Annotated in this window: 21 protein-coding genes; 19 read left to right on the top strand and 2 right to left on the bottom strand. The window is 39.1% G+C overall.

Annotated elements, in window-relative coordinates; all coding sequences use genetic code 11:
- Nucleotides 1-39: 39 nt before the first annotated feature.
- The 5 genes from NSQ11_RS16570 to NSQ11_RS16550 all read left to right on the top strand — a co-directional run bounded on the left by NSQ11_RS16570 (nt 40) and on the right by NSQ11_RS16550 (nt 5,443).
- A complete protein-coding gene (locus NSQ11_RS16570) occupies nt 40-1,506 on the top strand; it encodes an O-antigen ligase family protein (protein WP_342501165.1) in 1,467 nt (488 codons plus the stop codon).
- Between the two features lie 61 nt (nt 1,507-1,567).
- Nucleotides 1,568-2,245 carry a hypothetical protein gene (locus NSQ11_RS16565; RefSeq protein WP_025208068.1) on the top strand — a complete coding sequence of 226 codons (678 nt, stop codon included), beginning with the start codon at nt 1,568-1,570 and terminating at the stop codon, nt 2,243-2,245.
- A 24-nt stretch (nt 2,246-2,269) separates the two neighbouring features.
- A complete protein-coding gene (locus tag NSQ11_RS16560; RefSeq protein WP_025208067.1) occupies nt 2,270-3,025 on the top strand; it encodes a glycosyltransferase family 2 protein in 756 nt (251 codons plus the stop codon).
- Nucleotides 2,994-4,241 carry a glycosyltransferase gene (locus tag NSQ11_RS16555; RefSeq protein ID WP_017368143.1) on the top strand — a complete coding sequence of 416 codons (1,248 nt, stop codon included), beginning with the start codon at nt 2,994-2,996 and terminating at the stop codon, nt 4,239-4,241. The genes NSQ11_RS16560 and NSQ11_RS16555 overlap by 32 nt, the downstream gene beginning before the upstream one ends.
- A gap of 134 nt (nt 4,242-4,375) precedes the next feature.
- Nucleotides 4,376-5,443, top strand: coding sequence for an MraY family glycosyltransferase (locus tag NSQ11_RS16550; protein WP_007499956.1), 1,068 nt, complete (start codon nt 4,376-4,378; stop codon nt 5,441-5,443).
- Nucleotides 5,444-5,480: 37 nt separating this feature from the next.
- On the opposite strand, the gene NSQ11_RS16545 is transcribed toward NSQ11_RS16550, so the two are convergent.
- Both NSQ11_RS16545 and NSQ11_RS16540 read right to left on the bottom strand, forming a co-directional pair.
- Nucleotides 5,481-6,578 (bottom strand): LCP family protein, encoded by a 1,098-nt coding sequence (locus NSQ11_RS16545; RefSeq protein WP_007499958.1) that lies wholly within the window; start codon nt 6,576-6,578, stop codon nt 5,481-5,483.
- Nucleotides 6,563-7,231: a YigZ family protein gene (locus NSQ11_RS16540; RefSeq protein WP_008348276.1), complete on the bottom strand. Its 669-nt coding sequence runs from the start codon at nt 7,229-7,231 to the stop codon at nt 6,563-6,565. The genes NSQ11_RS16545 and NSQ11_RS16540 overlap by 16 nt, the downstream gene beginning before the upstream one ends.
- Before the next feature lie 221 nt (nt 7,232-7,452).
- Here NSQ11_RS16540 and NSQ11_RS16535 point away from each other — a divergent pair, with 221 nt between their 5' ends.
- The 14 genes from NSQ11_RS16535 (at nt 7,453) to csrA (ending at nt 18,058) form a co-directional block, all read left to right on the top strand.
- Complete coding sequence (locus NSQ11_RS16535; RefSeq protein WP_003213166.1) at nt 7,453-8,628, top strand: sensor histidine kinase; 1,176 nt, start codon at nt 7,453-7,455, stop codon at nt 8,626-8,628.
- 64 nt (nt 8,629-8,692) lie between these two features.
- Nucleotides 8,693-9,382, top strand: coding sequence for a two-component system response regulator DegU (gene degU, locus NSQ11_RS16530; protein WP_008348273.1), 690 nt, complete (start codon nt 8,693-8,695; stop codon nt 9,380-9,382).
- A 211-nt stretch (nt 9,383-9,593) separates the two neighbouring features.
- Nucleotides 9,594-10,436: a DegV family protein gene (locus NSQ11_RS16525; RefSeq protein ID WP_007499966.1), complete on the top strand. Its 843-nt coding sequence runs from the start codon at nt 9,594-9,596 to the stop codon at nt 10,434-10,436.
- A gap of 371 nt (nt 10,437-10,807) precedes the next feature.
- A complete protein-coding gene (locus tag NSQ11_RS16520) occupies nt 10,808-11,935 on the top strand; it encodes a DEAD/DEAH box helicase (protein WP_008348271.1) in 1,128 nt (375 codons plus the stop codon).
- A gap of 64 nt (nt 11,936-11,999) precedes the next feature.
- Nucleotides 12,000-12,293 (top strand): competence protein ComFB, encoded by a 294-nt coding sequence (locus tag NSQ11_RS16515; RefSeq protein WP_008348267.1) that lies wholly within the window; start codon nt 12,000-12,002, stop codon nt 12,291-12,293.
- Nucleotides 12,290-12,976: an amidophosphoribosyltransferase gene (locus NSQ11_RS16510; protein WP_026050153.1), complete on the top strand. Its 687-nt coding sequence runs from the start codon at nt 12,290-12,292 to the stop codon at nt 12,974-12,976. Before NSQ11_RS16515 ends, NSQ11_RS16510 begins: the two co-directional genes overlap by 4 nt.
- A 56-nt stretch (nt 12,977-13,032) precedes the next feature.
- Nucleotides 13,033-13,452 (top strand): TIGR03826 family flagellar region protein, encoded by a 420-nt coding sequence (locus NSQ11_RS16505; RefSeq protein ID WP_017357864.1) that lies wholly within the window; start codon nt 13,033-13,035, stop codon nt 13,450-13,452.
- 79 nt (nt 13,453-13,531) lie between these two features.
- Complete coding sequence (gene flgM / locus NSQ11_RS16500) at nt 13,532-13,795, top strand: flagellar biosynthesis anti-sigma factor FlgM (protein WP_003213252.1); 264 nt, start codon at nt 13,532-13,534, stop codon at nt 13,793-13,795.
- 18 nt (nt 13,796-13,813) lie between these two features.
- Nucleotides 13,814-14,296, top strand: a complete 483-nt coding sequence (locus NSQ11_RS16495; RefSeq protein WP_008348261.1) for a flagellar protein FlgN — start codon at nt 13,814-13,816, stop codon at nt 14,294-14,296.
- 15 nt (nt 14,297-14,311) lie between these two features.
- A complete protein-coding gene (gene flgK / locus NSQ11_RS16490) occupies nt 14,312-15,832 on the top strand; it encodes a flagellar hook-associated protein FlgK (RefSeq protein ID WP_008348259.1) in 1,521 nt (506 codons plus the stop codon).
- An 8-nt stretch (nt 15,833-15,840) separates the two neighbouring features.
- Entirely contained in the window at nt 15,841-16,752 is a 912-nt protein-coding gene (gene flgL / locus NSQ11_RS16485) for a flagellar hook-associated protein FlgL (protein ID WP_108611024.1), read from the top strand.
- A gap of 46 nt (nt 16,753-16,798) precedes the next feature.
- Nucleotides 16,799-17,377, top strand: a complete 579-nt coding sequence (locus NSQ11_RS16480) for a DUF6470 family protein (RefSeq protein WP_008348255.1) — start codon at nt 16,799-16,801, stop codon at nt 17,375-17,377.
- A gap of 28 nt (nt 17,378-17,405) precedes the next feature.
- Nucleotides 17,406-17,840 (top strand): flagellar assembly protein FliW, encoded by a 435-nt coding sequence (gene fliW / locus NSQ11_RS16475; RefSeq protein ID WP_108611023.1) that lies wholly within the window; start codon nt 17,406-17,408, stop codon nt 17,838-17,840.
- Nucleotides 17,834-18,058 (top strand): carbon storage regulator CsrA, encoded by a 225-nt coding sequence (gene csrA, locus NSQ11_RS16470; protein ID WP_008348252.1) that lies wholly within the window; start codon nt 17,834-17,836, stop codon nt 18,056-18,058. Before fliW ends, csrA begins: the two co-directional genes overlap by 7 nt.
- Nucleotides 18,059-18,205: the final 147 nt, after the last annotated feature.

Genomic DNA, 18,205 nt, shown 5'->3' with positions numbered 1-18,205 from the left:
TCCCTCAAATCGGATGGGTTGCTTAGGAGGAAAATAGGTATGAGTGTGAAACAAACAGCATGGCAAATCATGATCGGATGTATGTTATTAGCAGCGGGTATAGGGCTTGTACAAATGGCATCCGCACAGCCTATCGGGTTAAAGAAGATGGTGGTCATTTCGGTTTTACTTGTGGTGCTCATGGCGGCTGCTATATGTATGAAGCTCTACATGAATGGTGAACACATATTCATGTCAGCCATTTACCTTTTAATTGCATTAACATTTCTCAATAATGCTTTTTTCTCTATTAGTGCCGGGTTCTTTAGTCTCTTTCTCTACCGCATCATGCTCTTGGCTGTCTTTGCTTTATTCATATGGCGGATGAGAGACAAAGGAACGTACATATCCCAGTGGCAGCAAATTCGTGTTAAAGGCATTCTTGGTTTTTTCGCTGCATGGTTTCTTTACGGGCTCATCTCACTGCTTTGGGCTCATTCGGTCACAGACGGGCTGAAATATATGTCTCTTCTTGCGATGGGAATGGGTTTTGTCTTTCTTGTGGTCATGTACATTCAGCGAATGGATCAGATCGTGACTTTTTATAGTATTTGGCTAGTCATGACTGTATTTGTGATGGGAATCGGGTTCTATAATCACTTGACCTTGAATCATTTACCGAATACCTCATTGTATCTTGGACCAGCGTACAAACAGCACTATCCTACGGCTGTCTTCTTTAACCAAAATGACTTTGCGACGTTTTTATCTATTAGCTTTTTCTTATATGTGGCGTGCATGCGCCAAATGAAAAATGGTTATATCAAAGCGTTCGGATTACTAGGAGCCATCTTAGCGCTGTATCTTATTTTGTTAACAGAATCGCGCGCCAGCTTGCTTGGCATATTAGCTGGAGCGGCAATCTATGTATGGCTACTGATGCCTCGCTTTTTAAAAAAGTGGTCCATCATGGCAGCAGGCGGGCTTGGTATCATCTGTATCGCCATTTTTTCAGCCAAAATCTATTCTGTCTTTTATGACTTGTTTCTCGCTTCTCAGGTCGCTCATTCTTTTAGCGAACCACTCCCGTCCAACATTGCCCGGGCGAATTTAATCAAAAACGCCTGGCATTTCTTTACGAATTCATACGGTTTCGGAGTCGGAGCGGGCAATGTGTCTTATTACTTAGCTCACTTTTCTATCTTTGATACAGATCAGGTCGTCGAAGTTCACAATTGGCTGCTAGAGGTGATGACGAATTTTGGGTTTGCCGTCATGCTAGGTTATATCTCAGTGTATGCCTATCTCATGTTCTCACTGTACAAACAATACCAATTGGCTGACACGAGATCAGCCAAGATGATCATTGAAGGTCTATTTGCTGCCATGCTGAGCTTTCTCGTCTCAAGTATCAGTCCTAGTTCCGTATCGAATTTATATTTCCACTGGGTGTTTCTAGGTCTGGTGATCGCAGCGGTCAATATCATGAAAAATAAACAGCGCTTCAAGCCGTGGGCAAACGTGTGATGCTGAGTTTGGATGGCTACACTAGTGAAAAAGCAAATACGTCAATGTTGGGAGAATGAGCATGTCTGGTTTGATGTTAAGAATAGGGAAGCGAATGAAAAAATATATCGTCTGGCTTGTGCTTCTGCCTGTTGCATTAGCTGCTTTTGGTTTCTTTTTTGCCAAGGGGACAGTAGAACAGTCTAGTTACACAGCTGCTGTGACCTTGACGCTTGGGAAATATGACGACGGTGTGTATAACAATATGGAAGAAGTGACATCTCTATTAAAAAGTGATGCATTTCTGAATCAAGCACTCCGTGATGTAAAGGAAGAAGAAAGGCAGGATGTGAAAAATCGTTTGATTCTCACTAACCAGTCCGATACACAATTGCAGTTGTCGTTTACAGATGCTGATCAAGCTCGAGCTTTGGCGGTAGTGAAACAAGTGTCAGATACATTTTTAAAGCAGGACAAAGCCTTATTTACGAAAAGACAGCAAGTCATTGAAAGAAGACTATCCGCTCTTGAAGATGAATCTGTCAGCAATGACTCCAAGGTCGATAAAGAACGATTTTTATATGAATTGGAATCGACAAAGCTGGGTATGAAGCAGGCAAAAATTGTCGATCCTGCCCAAGTGCTTGATGAAGGGAACAAAGGTATGTCAGCGAAAAAACGAGCACTGCTTGGACTTGTCATTGGCCTTAGCATCTCGCTTATGTTTGTGGTGTTACCTGAAGTGTTCAAAGAATCTTAATGATGAACTGGAGATGAGTCTTAGGTGAACAATCAACCGTTAGTATCAATTATTACACCGGCGTATAATGCGGAACGTTATTTAACGGATACAGTTCATTCCGTCCTTGCCCAAACCTATTCCAACTGGGAGCTGATCATTGCAGATGATTGCTCAACAGATGGCACAAGGAAGCTGTTAGGGGAATTAAGTCAGACGGACGACAGAATCAACGTCATTTATTTAGAGGAAAACGGGGGAGCCGCTATTGCTAGAAACACAGCCATCAAACAGGCGAAAGGCCGCTTTATCGCTTTTTTAGATAGCGATGATATGTGGAAACAGACAAAGCTCGAAAAGCAGGTCAAGTTTATGTTAGAAAATGATCATGCCTTTACTTTCACGGCATATGACATCATTTCAGAAAATGGAGAGTCATTACAAAAAACCGTCACAGCGCCGGCTCAGTTGAACTACAATGAAGCTTTAAAAAATACGATTATCGGCTGTTTGACGGTGATGCTCGATCTTCAACAAGTAGGACACGTGGAAATGCCAAACATTCGAACAAGGCAGGACTTAGCCACATGGCTCTCTATTTTAAAAAAAGGATTTACTGCCTATGGAATGAGTGAGCCGCTCAGTGAATATCGCATCGTGGGAAACTCGATTTCTAGTAACAAGTGGAAAGCAGCGAAAAAAACATGGTTTGTCTATAGAGAAATTGAGCAGCTTCATTTTGTGAAAGCATCTTGGTGTTTTATGCACTATGCCACAAATGCTGTCAAAAAGCGTTTATAAACAGAAGGGAAAAAAGGTGATAAAGGTGAAAGCAGACTCGATCATACATGTGATTGTCGCAACGGGAGAATGGGGCCACGATGGCTTAAGGTACAGACGGCATCGACTGGCGGAATTTCTTGCATCTGATCCAGAAACGAAAGAGGTCATCTGGGTATGCCCATCTTCCACTCGTCATTCAACTCCCTTTCAGCCTATAACGGATCGAATGAAGCAAATGACCATTCCTGATGTGCTCAAGAGCAAGTTTTTTCGCTTTGGCCGTTATCAAGATATGTTTTATTTTCATAAATTATCTCCTCTTCTTGAGCATTTGCGTCAAGAAGAAAAGCAGGGCATAGCCGTCTGTTTATGGTATACGTTTCCGGGATTTCCGCTCTTATCTTCTTTATTTGAATGGAAACATATTGTGTATGATTGCAGTGACCTGTGGGGAGAGCCCATCAGCGGAAAAAACAACATTCTCTCTTATATGAGACAGCGAGTCATTGTAAAAGCTGAAAACCGCATTATTAAATATGCACACAGCATTACATGCTCTTCACAATACTTACATGATCAAATCAAAAAAAGGCTCATGGGTGAACCGAAAGATGTCTTTACAGTAGAAAATGGCGTCGAGTATGATGTGTTTGCAAAAAGCAACCTCCCTAGCAGGGAAGACGTGCTAGAGGGAAGAGAGGGAACGGTTCTTGGCTTTATAGGTGGGATCAAGCCGAAGCTCGATTTTGACATGATCGCTCAAGCTGCTCGAATGCAGCCAGATTGGACATTTTTATTTGTCGGTCCGGATGGAACGAATGGAGATCCATCTTTTCAGCATGCACTCAAACTGCCCAATGTCATATGGACAGGAGCAGTCGCACCAGAAGAAGTGCCTGCTTATATGAAATTAATTGATGTAGGGATGATGCCATACAAACAGTCTCCTTACAATCAAGCGGTTTTTCCGCTCAAGCTGTATGAATTTTTAGCTGCCGGAATCCCTGTTGTTGGTTTAAATCTTCCATCAACGGAAAGGCTAAAAGAGAATGATGTGTATGAATATGTAGAGGGCGAAGATCCAGCTCTCTTCGTAGAAGCCTGCCAGAAAGTGATCAGTAAAAAAGATGACATGACATGCAGACATCTAAGACAAAGCCGGGCAAAGAAAAAAGATTGGCACGCACTGTTCACAAACATGGTGGAATTAACGAATATTAAAGAAAACGCATAATTCATTCAGGATTGTGCGTTTTTATTTGTTTCTTCTTCTTAGGGGGAGCTTGTGATCATCCTATATTCAATTGTATAATGGAAAGAGCGGCCAATATACAAAATACAGATTTCAATTTAGAAGGAGACTGACCTATGGATTACGAACGCGCCTTATTAGCGTTTTTTGTCTCTCTGGCTACAGTTTTAATTGTGACACCAATCGTCAAAAAGTTTGCAATTAAGATTGGTGCAGTGGACCAGCCGAATAAACGAAAAGTTCATGATAGAGTAATGCCTCGAATGGGCGGTTTGGCGATTTTTATTGGGGTAGCGGCTGGAGCACTAGCAGGCGGGCTGTTTCTACATAATAAAATTACAGCTATATCAGTTGGCGCTGTACTCATCGTCATTTTAGGTATATTTGATGATAAATATAATTTAAGTGCAAAATTTAAATTTCTTGTGCAAGTTCTCGTTGCTTGCTTAATCGTGAGCACGGGCTTAAAAATGGACTTTTTCTCTGTTCCTTTCTTAACAGATCGACTGGAGTTAGGATGGATGGCATATCCCCTGACTGTACTATGGATTGTTGGGATTACAAATGCGATCAATTTAATTGACGGATTAGATGGACTGGCTGCCGGAATTTCGGTTATCGGTTTAACCACGATTGCCGTCATGGCATTTTCTGCGGACAAGATCCTGATTCTTTCGTTATCTCTTGTCGTCATTGGCAGTACCATCGGTTTTCTTTTTTATAACTTCCATCCAGCAAAAATATTTATGGGTGATACAGGGTCGTTATTTTTAGGCTATATGATCTCGGTCCTGTCACTTTTAGGATTGTACAAAAGTGTTACTTTGTTTAGTGTTGTTGTCCCTGTAATTATTTTAGGTGTGCCTATTTTTGATACGACCTTTGCGATCATCAGACGAATATTGAATAAACAGCCTATCTCAGCACCTGACAAATCACACATCCATCATCGACTGATGGCCTTTGGCTTATCACATCGAATGGCAGTGATTGTGATTTACATGATTGGTTTAGTCTTCAGCTTAAGCGCGATTTTGCTGACAAGTGCCACCATTTGGCTGTCATTGATCATCATCTTTTTACTGGTCATGTTTATGCAAGTTATCGCTGAAGTCACTGGTTTGGTGAACGAAGAGTTTAAACCATTTACGAAATTCTACAAACGTATGGTCAAAAGACAATAAAAAACAGCCCGCTTCCAAGGAACGGGCTGTTTTCCTATTATTGTCCTGATGTGCTGGTCGAAGGGGCCTGTGTATCGGCTGACCCTGTTGCATCAGAAGATGAATCGGTTTGTGTATTTGTTTCAGTTGAGGACGATGACTCAGCAGGAAGCTTTAAATGTGTCCTTAACTCATTTTGCACCTCAGCCAAGTTGGTTTGATCTGGCTCGAAGAAGTATGTTCGATTTGGTCCTAAATAAAGGTCTGATCCTTTAATAGATAGTGTTTCAGTATCGTCTCCTTTGAAACCACTATAAATTTGCTGTAGAGCAAGTCCTTCTGTGATGCGGAAGTTGGTTGTTATATGATCACTTACTTCTTTTGCGATATTATCCACGTTTGCAATGTTATGAGGTTTCGCCATTTGATCAATCATGGCACGTAAGATTTGTTTCTGACGATCGTTACGCCCGAAATCACCACGTGGATCTTGTTTTCTCATTCGCGCATAAGCAAGTGCCTCTTCCCCGTTTAAATGCATATTCCCTTTTTTAAAGTAAATCTTTTTCGATTTTTTGACGTCACTTTTTTCATTGAAGTCAAATGGAACGTCTATATCGATTCCCCCAACTTCATCAATGACATCCTTAAAACCGTCAAAGTCTACTGTTGCATATTTGTCAATTGGGATATGCAAGAATTGTTCGACAGTTTCAATCGTTTCGTCTTTACCGCCTTTAGCAAATGCCGCATTGATCTTTACTTTATTTCCCGTTGTGTCACTAGCAAGCTGTACTCGTGTGTCACGGGGGATACTGACCATTTTCATCGTTTTATCCTGAGGATTAATCGTTGCGACGATGAGTGAATCTGAACGGCCGTGATCACCATTTGTGGCGTAATCCTCTATGCCAACAAATAGGACAGAGAAAGGTTTTTTCTTTATATCAATGACAGCATCACGGAGTTTCGATTTCTCTCCGCGCTCTAATTCATCATAAGTTTTGTCAGCAGCTTGGAGTGTATTCACAATCTTATAAACTGCAAATCCGCCCATGCAGATGAAGAGAAGCAAAAATAAGACCAGAATCCGTTTGAAAATCTTTTTCTTCTTACTCTTTTTCTTTCGTACACGCACTTTTACTCGTTGTGCCATTCATCTGTCTCCTTTATCGGACCAACGTCCTTTTCTAAATAAATCAATTCGCCTTCTTTAGTAACACTCTTTCCATTAGTCAACTCAGTCATCCATTCAATGAACTGCTCTGTTTGTGTTTCTTCTACATACGTTTCAAAAATCACATCTTCTGCATAATGGATGTCTTTTAGCTGAAAAGATGAGGCTCTAAGCTCATTCTCTACCTTTCCAAGCCATGTATAATCTATTGTTGTGTGCATCGTACGCATTAAACAGCGTTCTACCATACCAACATGATTGATTGCTTCAGACACAGATTTTCCGTACGCGCGAATTAATCCACCGGCACCTAGCTTAATACCGCCGAAATAACGAGTGACGACAACAACTGTATCTTTCAGCTTGCGTTTTTTAAGCACTTCAAGCATGGGTACCCCTGCCGTACCGCTTGGTTCACCATCATCATTTGCTTTTTGAATCAGATCATGTTCACCGATCAAATAGGCGGAACAATTATGAGTGGCGTTCCAATGTTGTTTTTTTATGGATTGTATAAAGGCTTGTGCTTCTTCTTCTGTGACAGCACGTTGTATATGACAAATAAAACGTGATTTTTCAATGACGATCTCATGCTCGCCACGGCTTTTTACTGTGAGATAGCGGTTCAGCAAAAGACATACCCTCCTGACAAGCAAATTGTAAGGCTAGAGAAAATTTGCATTGGTTTTAGAATTTTACAGCGTATTTTGTTATGATGATAGGAGCGGAAAAAGGGTCGTCATAAAAATTTCATGATTTATACGCATTCTTTCATTATAATTCGACATAAAATGCAGATCAATGACATTTATAATAAAAAAAGATGACATCACTGTTACGGGAGGGAAAAGCCATGACAACACCTAAAATGGATCCGAAGTTATTGGATTCAATCATCATGAAAATGCTAAGTACAGTTGATGGCAGTAAGGACGAAGTATTTAGAATCGGCGAACAGTCCCGTCAACAATATGAAAGCCTAGTAGAAGAGCTCAAGCAAATTAAACAGCAAGTCAACGAAGTAATTGATTTTGGGGATAAACTAGAAGTACATACGAGACATGCTAGAAATCGATTATCTGAGGTCAGCAGAAACTTCAACAAATTCAGCGAAGAAGAAATACGAGAAGCCTATGAAAAAGCACATAACCTGCAAGTAGAATTGACCATGATCCAGCAGCGCGAAAAACAGCTCAGGGAAAGAAGAGACGATCTCGAAAGACGATTGTTAAGCTTACAAGACGTCATTGAACGTTCAGAAACGCTTGTGAGCCAGATCACGGTCGTCCTCAACTACTTGAACCAAGATTTACGTCAGGTCGGTGTTTTACTTGAAGATGCTCAGGCAAAACAAGATTTTGGACTAAGAATTATTGAAGCCCAGGAAGAAGAGCGCAAAAGGGTATCACGAGAAATCCATGATGGACCTGCTCAGATGCTGGCAAACGTGATGATGCGTTCAGAACTAATAGAACGGATTTTTAGAGACCGTGGAACAGAAGAAGGATTTAAAGAAATTAGAAGTCTAAGACAGAATGTGCGAAATGCACTGTACGAAGTGAGAAGAATCATTTATGATTTAAGACCGATGGCTTTAGATGATTTGGGTCTCATTCCGACACTGCGAAAATACTTAAACACAATTGAAGAATATGATGGAAAAACCAAAATTACGTTCCAGTGCTTAGGTGATACTGAAAGCGAAAGAATTGCTTCTCAATTTGAAGTGGCACTATTTAGACTAGCTCAAGAAGCTGTCACAAATTCTTTAAAGCATTCTGAAGCTGAAGAAATCTCTGTGAAGGTTGAAGTGACGAAAGACTTTGTCACCTTAATTATCAAAGACGATGGAAAAGGCTTTGATATGAAGGATGTTAAAACAAATAAAAACAAATCCTTTGGGTTACTTGGTATGAAAGAGCGCGTAGACTTACTAGAAGGTAAAATGACCATAGACTCAAAAATAGGTCTAGGGACATTCATCATGATTAGAGTACCGTTAACATTACAAAATAAAATTGTAAAATAGAGACAAAAGACATATTGACCATAAAGTTCAGGTGTAGAACAATAAACATGGGGAGGCGTAGCTTGTGACTAAAGTAAATATTGTAATTATCGATGACCACCAATTATTCCGTGAAGGTGTCAAACGGATTTTAGATTTTGAACCTACTTTTGAAGTAGTTGCAGAAGGAGACGACGGTGACGAAGCTGCACGTATCGTAGAACACTATCATCCGGATGTTGTCATTATGGACATTAATATGCCGAATGTAAATGGTGTGGAGGCTACAAAACAGCTAGTAGAGCTTTATCCCGAATCAAAAGTCATTATCCTATCTATTCATGACGATGAAAACTATGTGACACATGCATTAAAAACAGGAGCAAGAGGCTACTTGTTAAAAGAAATGGATGCAGATACCCTCATTGAAGCAGTAAAAGTAGTAGCTGACGGAGGCTCTTATTTACATCCGAAAGTCACTCATAACTTAGTAAATGAATTCCGACGCTTAGCAACAAGCGGCGTTTCAGCACATCCACAGCACGAGGTATATCCTGAAATTCGCAGACCACTTCATATCTTAACAAGACGTGAATGTGAAGTTCTTCAAATGTTAGCTGACGGAAAGAGCAACAGAGGTATTGGTGAGTCGCTCTTTATTAGTGAGAAAACAGTCAAAAACCACGTGAGTAACATTTTGCAAAAAATGAATGTAAATGACCGTACTCAAGCTGTTGTTGTAGCAATTAAAAACGGCTGGGTAGAAATGAGATAATGTTCCGGACAAGTACTCCTTTTTCGCCTGTTTTTAGTTCTCTCACATTCAAGTTAGAGAGCAATGATAGGCAGGTAAGGAGTCTTTTTCGGATATAGCGGGCTTGCCTATTGATTAGGCAAGCTTTTTTGATTAGTATTATAAATCTAGTGAAAAACAATGATCATTCTTTTTTAAAAAGCAACTTAACGGATAAGGAAGGTATTTAAGAATGAAAATAGCCGTTGTAACAGACAGTACTGCTTATATACCACAAGAACTACGTGATAAACATCATATTCATATGATCCCTCTGAATGTCATCTTTGGTACTGAATCATACCGTGAAGAAGTAGAAATGGATTGGAAGACATATTATGAAGAAGTCAAGAAACATAAAGATCTTCCAACAACCTCTCAGCCTGCTTTCGGTGAACTTATAGAATTATATGAAAAACTTAGCGAAACATATGATGCTGTGATTAGTATACATCTGTCAAGCGGAATTAGTGGAACATACAATAGTGCGGCCTCAGCGAATGAACTAGTTGACGGAATCGACATTTATCCGTTTGATACAGAGACTAGCTGTATGGCGCAAGGTTTTTATGTGTTAGAAGCTGCTGAAAAAATCCAAGATGGTGCTTCTCCAGAAGAAGTGATTTCCCATCTCAATTATCTGAAAGAAAATCAAAGAGCTTATTTTATGGTAGACGATTTAACTCATTTACAACGAGGCGGCAGATTAAATGGTGCTCAGGCTTTTATTGGAAGCCTCTTAAAGGTAAAGCCTATCTTGCATTTTGACAACAAGCTAATTGTCCCTTTTGAGAAGATTCGTACACGCAAAAAAGCCATTTCACGTATTTTTGAATTATTTGATGAAGATGCATCACGTGGTGTTCCAATGAGAGCAACTCTGATACATGGTAATAGAGAAGAAGAAGCAGATGAATTAATTGCGCACTTATTAGAAAAGTATCCTCATGTTGAATTTTATAAAAGCTACTTTGGTGCCGTGATTGGCACTCATCTAGGCGAAGGCTCTTTAGCACTTGGCTGGATCATTAGGTAGATATCAAAATCCCCTTTTCTCATGGAAAAGGGGATTTGTTTTTCTATTTTTACAATTAGACGAAAGGCCTTCTCTTTGTACATAATGGGTCAACATGAATGGAAAGGTAGTGCGTGAAATTGAATCTGGAAAAAGCAATGGAACTCAGTCACAAGCTACAATCAAGGCACCTTCTTCCTGTTGAATGTCAATGTACACAGTCCGAATTGGAGTGGCTGGAGAATCAAGGATTTATCCATAGAACACCTGCAGTCGATAGGGTGGCGAGTGGTTTGATCTGCTGCCGGTGTGGTGTATCAAACAAGCGCTACTTTGCCCTCTCTTCGTGTGAAACATGTAAAAAAGACTGTGTATACTGTAGATCCTGCATCATGCTGGGAAAAGTAAGCGAATGTGGCTTTCTCTACGAATGGACGGGTCCACAAAAGAAAGAAACAAGACAAGTTGAATTAACATGGCAGGGAGAGCTTTCTAAAGGGCAAAAGAGAGCGTCCGATAGGCTAGTAGAAGCAATCCAAAACAAATTTGATCTGCTCGTTTGGGCTGTTTGTGGTGCGGGGAAAACGGAGGTGCTTTTTCATGGAATAAAATATGCGTTAAATAACGGAATGAGTGTTTGTATTGCGACGCCTAGAACCGATGTTGTACTTGAGCTTGAACCTCGAATGAGAAAGGCATTTCAAGGACTGAATATAGCTGCACTTTATGGCGGGAGTTCTCAAAGATTTCAAATGGCACCGCTTATGATCGCTACAACCCATCAGCTAATGAGATATAAAAACGCCTTTGATGTCCTCATTGTAGACGAAGTCGATGCTTTTCCTTATTCAATGGATGAACGGCTTCAGTTTGCTGTTTTAAAGTCAATGAAAAAAACAGGAGTTAGAATTTACTTAAGTGCCACACCATCTAAAAAAATGCAAAAAGATGTTGCTCGTAGACAATTAGAAGCGATCAAAATTCCTCTGCGCTTCCACCAAAAACCGTTGCCTGTCCCAACATTTCAATGGGTTGGAGATTGGAAAAAGAGATTAAAAAGAAATCGGCTTCCAGCATCTACAATGAACTGGCTGCATGAACATATCACAAAGAAAAAAAGAGTGTTACTCTTTGTTCCTTCTATTTCTACTATGAAGAAGGTAACTCATATTCTTCAAGGTCAAGATGTAAATGTACAGGGTGTTTCTGCGGATGATCAAGAAAGGAAGCAAAAAGTCCAGCATTTCAGAGATCATAGATACGATGTATTGGTTACAACAACTATTCTAGAAAGAGGCGTTACCATTCAAGATGTTCAAGTGGGCGTATTAGGTGCGGAATCTCCTATTTTTACAGAAAGTGCACTTGTTCAAATTTCTGGTAGAGCAGGGAGACATCCAGATTTTTTTAACGGAGACGTGTACTTTTTTCATTTTGGCTTAACGAGAAGTATGAAACAAGCAAAGAAACATATCGTAAAAATGAATAATACAGCTGAAAAAGAGTTTTCTGAAAAATAGTGTGGGTTCAACTAAATCATGGTACATTATATTCACAAAACACAAATGGCAGGAGAGACAAAATATGCTACTCAACGCAAAAGAAATACTACTTAAAGAAATTCTCTATCAATATCTCAACCAATTAAATATGATTTGTCATTGTGAAAAATGTATAGAAGATGTATTAGCCATTTCTCTAAATCAAGTGAAACCGCAATATATAACAGATATCGATAAAATATCCTACAGTAAATCCGAGATGGTGGATAAACAGAAAAATACAGCGATGCTCGTCATTCTGACAGAAGCTGCTTCAACGGTCACTACATATCCAAGGTGCGAAAATCATTTGCCGTTGAACAAAGAAAAGCGTTGATTTGTCCAATTTGTGAGAGCCATTTTGTGGCTGATTTTACATGGAAATCATTCCTACTATTAAATGAAGATCGTTTATGTGTAGCATGTAAGAACCACCTGATGAAGATTCAAGGTCCTACTTGTCCCAAATGCGGAAGAGCGCAATCAAATGATCAATTGTGTCAAGATTGTTCAAGGTGGAATAAACGACGGGATTTTGCTGAGATTCTTGTAATGAATCGGTCTGTTTATGCTTACAACAACTTTATGAAAGATATTCTAGCTCGATTTAAATTTCGAGGTGATACGGCTTTAGCTGATCTATTTAAAAAAGATGTACAGTCAGCGTTTAAACGTTCTTTTTCAATCAAAGAACCGGTGCTTGTCCCAATTCCTTTGAGTAAAGAGAGATTAAAGGAAAGAGGATTCAATCAGTCAATGATGCTTGCTTCCATGATTGGCGGACCTATATTGGAGCCACTTATAAAAGTACATCAAAGGAAGCAGTCTAAGAAAAGAAAAAATGAACGTTTACATCAACAGAATTTGTTCCAATTAAGGCAGGCAAACCCGATCGTTCCAAACGATATCATATTAATCGATGATATTTATACAACTGGGGCGACAGTCTATCATGCAGCAAAAATTTTAAAAGAAGCAGGCGCCAAAAGTGTTTCCTCTTTTACGTTGATTCGTAGTTAAAAATCATGACAATCAACCGATATTAAGAAAAGAAAATAACGTAAGGGGTTTTGGTTATGAATCAATTGGCAAACTGTCCACAATGTAATCAGTTATTTTTAAAAACCACCATCCAAACGGTTTGTAACAAATGCTTTGAAGAAGAAGAACGTTCTTTTGATATCGTTTATAAATTCTTGCGTAAGCAAAGTAATAGACAATCAACCATTGCTGAAATAGTAGACGCAACAGAAGTTGATGAAGAATTAATCCTGAAATTTATCCGTTTGAAAAGACTTCAAATTAGTCAATTCCCTAATATCAATTATCCTTGTGAAAGATGCGGCCAACCGATCAGGAAAAACAAGCTGTGTAGCCATTGTGAAAAGGATATAAAGACGCAAATCAGCCAAATGGACCAAGAAGAAGAGCGTAAAAGGGAGATTGAATCTAGGAAAAAAGACACCTATTATGCCATTAATCCTAAAAACGACTGATTCCCTAAACTAAGTTGCAGTTTGGTCGATAAAATGGATAGAATCAAGACAGACTGTAACGGAAAGCGAGAGGAATCCCGTGAAAATTAATCGATATGGAACACAACCAGTAAATCCTTACAAGAAAACATATGAGAAACAAACGTTGCAATCGAATCAAGCAAAATCAACTGACAAAGTCGAAATTTCTAAAAAGGCAATCGAAATGCAAAAGGTGCCGAATATCATGAAAGAACGTCAAGATAAAATAGACCAAATTAAAAAAAGCATTGAAGCCGGAACATATCAAGTAGATACCAAAGGCATTGCAGATAAAATGTTGAATTTTTATAAACAACAATAACAAAAGGGAGTAGCGTGAATGTCAGTAAAAATAATGATTGAAGAACTGCACCGTCTCTACGGATTACATGAACAGCTTCTAAAGCTGTCTAAGAATAAAACAGAAATGCTGAAAAATAATGAGATCGATGCTCTTTCAGAGGTTCTGAACCTTGAGCAAAAATATATTCAGGCCATTTCACAATTAGAAGAAAAGCGGATTGAAGCAGCAGTTCAATTTTTACAAAGTGATCAATCGCCGACAATCACCGCATGTATCGAAAAAGCTGAAGGAACGGATCAAGAAGAGCTTATTTCGTTATATGAGAAGCTGAATGACATCATGGTGGAACTGAAAGATGTAAACGAACTGAACAAACAGCTTATTCAGCAGTCACTTCAATTTATTTCACTGACATTCGATCTAGTGAATCCTAACAAAGAAAATATGAATTACGGACAAAATGGTCTTGAGAGTTCAAAGCCTAAACAGCATAGGGCTTTGTTTGATTCAAAGGCGTAAACAAGGAGGATATCTATGGGTTCTACATTCATGGGACTAGAAACGGCAAAAAGAGGAATCACAGCCCAGCGTGCAGGGCTTTATGTCACATCAAACAACGTATCCAATGCAAATACTGATGGCTACTCAAGACAAAGAGTTACCTTTAAAGCAGAGAATCCTTACCCAGTGATTTCTGTTTATGATGGCAAGACATACGGCCAAATGGGGACAGGTGTCCAAGTTGGAACTGTTGAAAGAATTCGAGACAGCTTTTTAGATCTTCAGTATAGAGATCATAACAATAATTTGTCTTATTATGCGACGAAGTCTGATGCTCTTTCACAAATGGAAGGAGTGATGAATGATTTGACAGATGAAGGCTTGAATAGAGCCTTCGATAATCTCTGGAAATCATTACAAGTCTTATCGGAATCGAAAAATGCTGATACTGCTTCAGCCCGTACAGTTGTTAAGACAAGTGCTCAGGCTTTAGTAGATCAATTCCGCCTGCTAAATTCTTCTTTAACAACGATACAAAAGAATTTAAAAACTGAACTTGATTCAACGGCAAAAAATGTGAACACCCTATTAACTCAAATTGATGAAGTGAATAAACAGATTGCAACAGTTGAGCCAAATGGTTATCTTCCCAATGATCTTTATGATACGCGAGACGCTCTTATAGATCAGCTTTCCTCACTTGTTGATATTAAAGTGAGCTACAACCCTTCTGGAGGAAATGCTCTTGAAATTGCTGAAGGAACCGTTAACATCGACATTATCGGTGCTAATGGGCAATCTGCTGGAACAATTTTAAATGGCATTACCAATGAAAAATCTGAATTGCAACTTTCCTATGATAATACGACAGGACTTGTTAACTCACTCCAATTTGGAACGACAACCATCGCAGCTGATCAATTACAAGTGAATGGTAAAGTAAAAGCACTTGTTGAGGCGTATGGCTATATGTCTAATGGAGATGAAAAAGGCATGTACCCGGATATGCTTGCTGAGCTGGATGAAGTAGCAAAAGTATTTATGGATACTTTTAACGACGTCCATAAGCAAGGGTACACGTTAAATGGCACAAGTGGACAAGACTTTTTCGATATTGAGAATAACAATGATTTGAATAAAGGCTTGGCAGCACGTATCAAAGTGAGTGACGTGATTTTAGCATCGACAGATAACATTGCTGCATCTCTTAATCAAACGCAAGGTGATGGTTCGAATGCTACGAAATTAGCTAATATTCAAAACTTAAAGCTGCCAATCGGCGGAACTACCACTACGATTCAGGATTACTATCAGAATGTTATTGCTGAAATGGGGATACAAGCTAAAAAGAACATGACCCTTGAAAGCAGTTCAGCAGCTCTTGTGAATTCAGCCAATGAACGCAGGATGTCAACTAGTGCTGTATCTATAGATGAAGAAATGACGAACATGATTCAATTTCAGCATGCGTATAATGCAGCAGCAAGAATTATGACGATGCAAGACGAAGTATTAGATAAAATAATAAACGGCATGGGAGTCGTAGGAAGGTAGGGTAACTGATGCGAGTCACGCAAAGTATGATTTCTCAAAATTCACTTCGAAATATTAGTAAAAGTTATGAAAAACTCTCTAAAATTAATGAGCAGGCACAGTCTGGAAAACGTTTCACAAAAACGTCTGATGATCCTGTGGCAGCAGTGAAAAGTCTTCAGTATAGTACAGCCATGTTTCGAAATGAGCAATACCAAACTAATTTAAATGAGGCACGAAACTGGATTGATACATCTGAAACAAGTGTCACTGAAATCATTGATATCATGTCGAATATACGAGATAAAGTACTCGATGCGGCCAATGGAACAAAACAGCCAGAAGATTTAGCTGCTATCGGGGTAGAAATTGGTCAGATGAAGAATCAAATCATTGATGCAATGAACACGCAGATGTTAGGTAAGTTTGTTTTTAATGGGACGAATACAAATGTTAAACCAGTTGTAGAGAATGCAGATGGTACGTTTACATTTAACTTTGAAAACTATACAGATACAAACGTGGTTCAATCGAACATTTCTGATGGAATCACATTAAATGTGAATTCAAATCCTCTTTCAGCTTTTGGTGGGCAATCTGCCAGTGGTCAAAATGTCATTGAAATGCTGACTGATTTAGAAAACTCATTAAAAAATGGAACGTTTACAAATTCAGATGATGCATTAGGAAATATCGATCAGTTTAAAGAAGTGATGAGTGCTGAGCGTTCAGACCTTGGGGCTAGATCTAATCGTATCGACTTAGTCGGAAGCCGTTTGACTTCGCAATTTGAAGTGCTGAAAAAGGCTAAATCAGATGCCGAAGATGTAGAAAGTGAAAAAGCCATTCTTGATCTTCTTCAACAAGAGACTGTGAATAGAGCTGCTCTAGCGACGACAGCTAAAGTGATTCAGCCGTCCCTTGTCGATTTCTTAAGATAAGAAAAAGCATCCGTTGGGTGCTTTTTTGCATCATGGAGGTGAACCTATGCAAATTCCTAGATTGTTAATGGAGCAAACTTATGCAAAGCTGCAAATGTCGACAACCCCTTCCAGGCAAGAAGTAGAGCAGCCAAGAGCGGATCTTGAGATTCAGCAGCCAAGAGCTGTCATGAATATCACAAGGACACCGTCGAAATTAACCATAGATCAAACCGAGGCATTTGCCGATATGGATATTAAGTCGATTTTTAGGCGTTCTGAGGAATGGGCTGCTGAGGGGAAACGTGCGATTGGAGAAGGAATGGGGCGTAGAGCGGAAGAAGGAAGTGAACTCATCAAGATCGAGAATGGTGGGAATGCGATTGCTGAGTTTGCGAAAATCAACGGCAGTCCTCCAGCAAAACAATTCAACATCGGTGTGATTCCTTCATTTTTTAGTGTGAAAATTCACTATCAGCCATCTGAACTTAAAATTGATGTGGAGCCGCAAAAAGCTATTATAGAGGCAACACCTCATAAACCAATTGTTAACTACCAGCCAGGTAAAGTTCATATTGATATGTTACAATTCCCAGAATTAAAAATAGAAGTTGACGAAACAGGTCAAAATGGTGATAAGGTATAGTTAAGAAAAATGAAAAAGGTCGTGAATTATGATCATTCAAACAAAATACCATGGTGAAGTGACGATTAAAGAGGAGCAAATCATTCACTTCTCTAATGGGATACCAGGATTTCTGGATCAAAAACAATTTGTCATTTTACCTTTATCAGAGGAATCCCCATTTTTAGTTCTCCAATCTTTGGAAAATGCAGAACTAGGCTTTATTGTCAGCAGCCCATTTTTATTCTTCAATCAATATGAATTTGACTTAGAAGAATCGGTTGTAGACATTCTTGAGGTGGAAGATGCCAATGATGTGGAAGTCATGGTTATTTTAACAATGGGATCTTCTATTGAAAAAACGACAGCCAATTTAAGAGCGCCTATTATTGTGAATCGGAAAAACATGAAAGCCAAGCAGGTCATTTTGCATGATTCAGCCTATCATACAAAACATTTGCTAGAGGTGGCTTCCTCATGTTAGTTCTATCTCGTAAATTAAATCAATCGATTCAAATAGGCGACGATATTGAAGTTAAAATTATTGCAATTGAAGGCGACCAAGTAAAAGTTGGAATTGAGGCTCCTAAGCATATTGATATTCACAGGAAGGAAGTATACCTGTCTATTCAAGAAGAAAACAGCCGTGCTGCTAGCTTGTCCTTTGATCTACTTTCTCAATTATCCTCACAAAAAAAGTGAGGATTTTTTTATCCTATTTGTCTATCCTCCTCCGTGTGAAACCATAGAAGTACACCATCTATATGAAACTTTAACAAATCGGTCCATCTATATTTAATTTAATAATTCAAAGCCGATATAAAAGATAGATTAAAGCACAGGAGCTGA

The sequence above is a fragment of the Bacillus sp. FSL W7-1582 genome, from assembly GCF_038593325.1.
Taxonomy (GTDB): Bacteria; Bacillota; Bacilli; order Bacillales; family Bacillaceae; genus Bacillus; species Bacillus altitudinis.
The sequence above is the reverse complement of the archived record's forward strand: the minus strand, read 5'-3'. Positions and strand labels throughout refer to the sequence as shown.

What these genes read in the sequence shown, in the direction of transcription:
- NSQ11_RS16570 (WP_342501165.1), top strand. Translation starts at nt 40, where the DNA reads ATGAGTGTGAAACAAACAGCATGGCAAATCATGATCGGATGTATGTTA.
- NSQ11_RS16565 (WP_025208068.1), top strand. Translation starts at nt 1,568, where the DNA reads ATGTCTGGTTTGATGTTAAGAATAGGGAAGCGAATGAAAAAATATATC.
- NSQ11_RS16555 (WP_017368143.1), top strand. Translation starts at nt 2,994, where the DNA reads ATGCCACAAATGCTGTCAAAAAGCGTTTATAAACAGAAGGGAAAAAAG.
- NSQ11_RS16550 (WP_007499956.1), top strand. Translation starts at nt 4,376, where the DNA reads ATGGATTACGAACGCGCCTTATTAGCGTTTTTTGTCTCTCTGGCTACA.
- NSQ11_RS16545 (WP_007499958.1), bottom strand. Translation starts at nt 6,578, where the DNA reads ATGGCACAACGAGTAAAAGTGCGTGTACGAAAGAAAAAGAGTAAGAAG.
- NSQ11_RS16535 (WP_003213166.1), top strand. Translation starts at nt 7,453, where the DNA reads ATGACAACACCTAAAATGGATCCGAAGTTATTGGATTCAATCATCATG.
- NSQ11_RS16525 (WP_007499966.1), top strand. Translation starts at nt 9,594, where the DNA reads ATGAAAATAGCCGTTGTAACAGACAGTACTGCTTATATACCACAAGAA.
- NSQ11_RS16520 (WP_008348271.1), top strand. Translation starts at nt 10,808, where the DNA reads ATGCTGGGAAAAGTAAGCGAATGTGGCTTTCTCTACGAATGGACGGGT.
- NSQ11_RS16515 (WP_008348267.1), top strand. Translation starts at nt 12,000, where the DNA reads ATGCTACTCAACGCAAAAGAAATACTACTTAAAGAAATTCTCTATCAA.
- NSQ11_RS16505 (WP_017357864.1), top strand. Translation starts at nt 13,033, where the DNA reads ATGAATCAATTGGCAAACTGTCCACAATGTAATCAGTTATTTTTAAAA.
- NSQ11_RS16495 (WP_008348261.1), top strand. Translation starts at nt 13,814, where the DNA reads ATGTCAGTAAAAATAATGATTGAAGAACTGCACCGTCTCTACGGATTA.
- flgK (WP_008348259.1), top strand. Translation starts at nt 14,312, where the DNA reads ATGGGTTCTACATTCATGGGACTAGAAACGGCAAAAAGAGGAATCACA.
- flgL (WP_108611024.1), top strand. Translation starts at nt 15,841, where the DNA reads ATGCGAGTCACGCAAAGTATGATTTCTCAAAATTCACTTCGAAATATT.
- NSQ11_RS16480 (WP_008348255.1), top strand. Translation starts at nt 16,799, where the DNA reads ATGCAAATTCCTAGATTGTTAATGGAGCAAACTTATGCAAAGCTGCAA.
- fliW (WP_108611023.1), top strand. Translation starts at nt 17,406, where the DNA reads ATGATCATTCAAACAAAATACCATGGTGAAGTGACGATTAAAGAGGAG.
- csrA (WP_008348252.1), top strand. Translation starts at nt 17,834, where the DNA reads ATGTTAGTTCTATCTCGTAAATTAAATCAATCGATTCAAATAGGCGAC.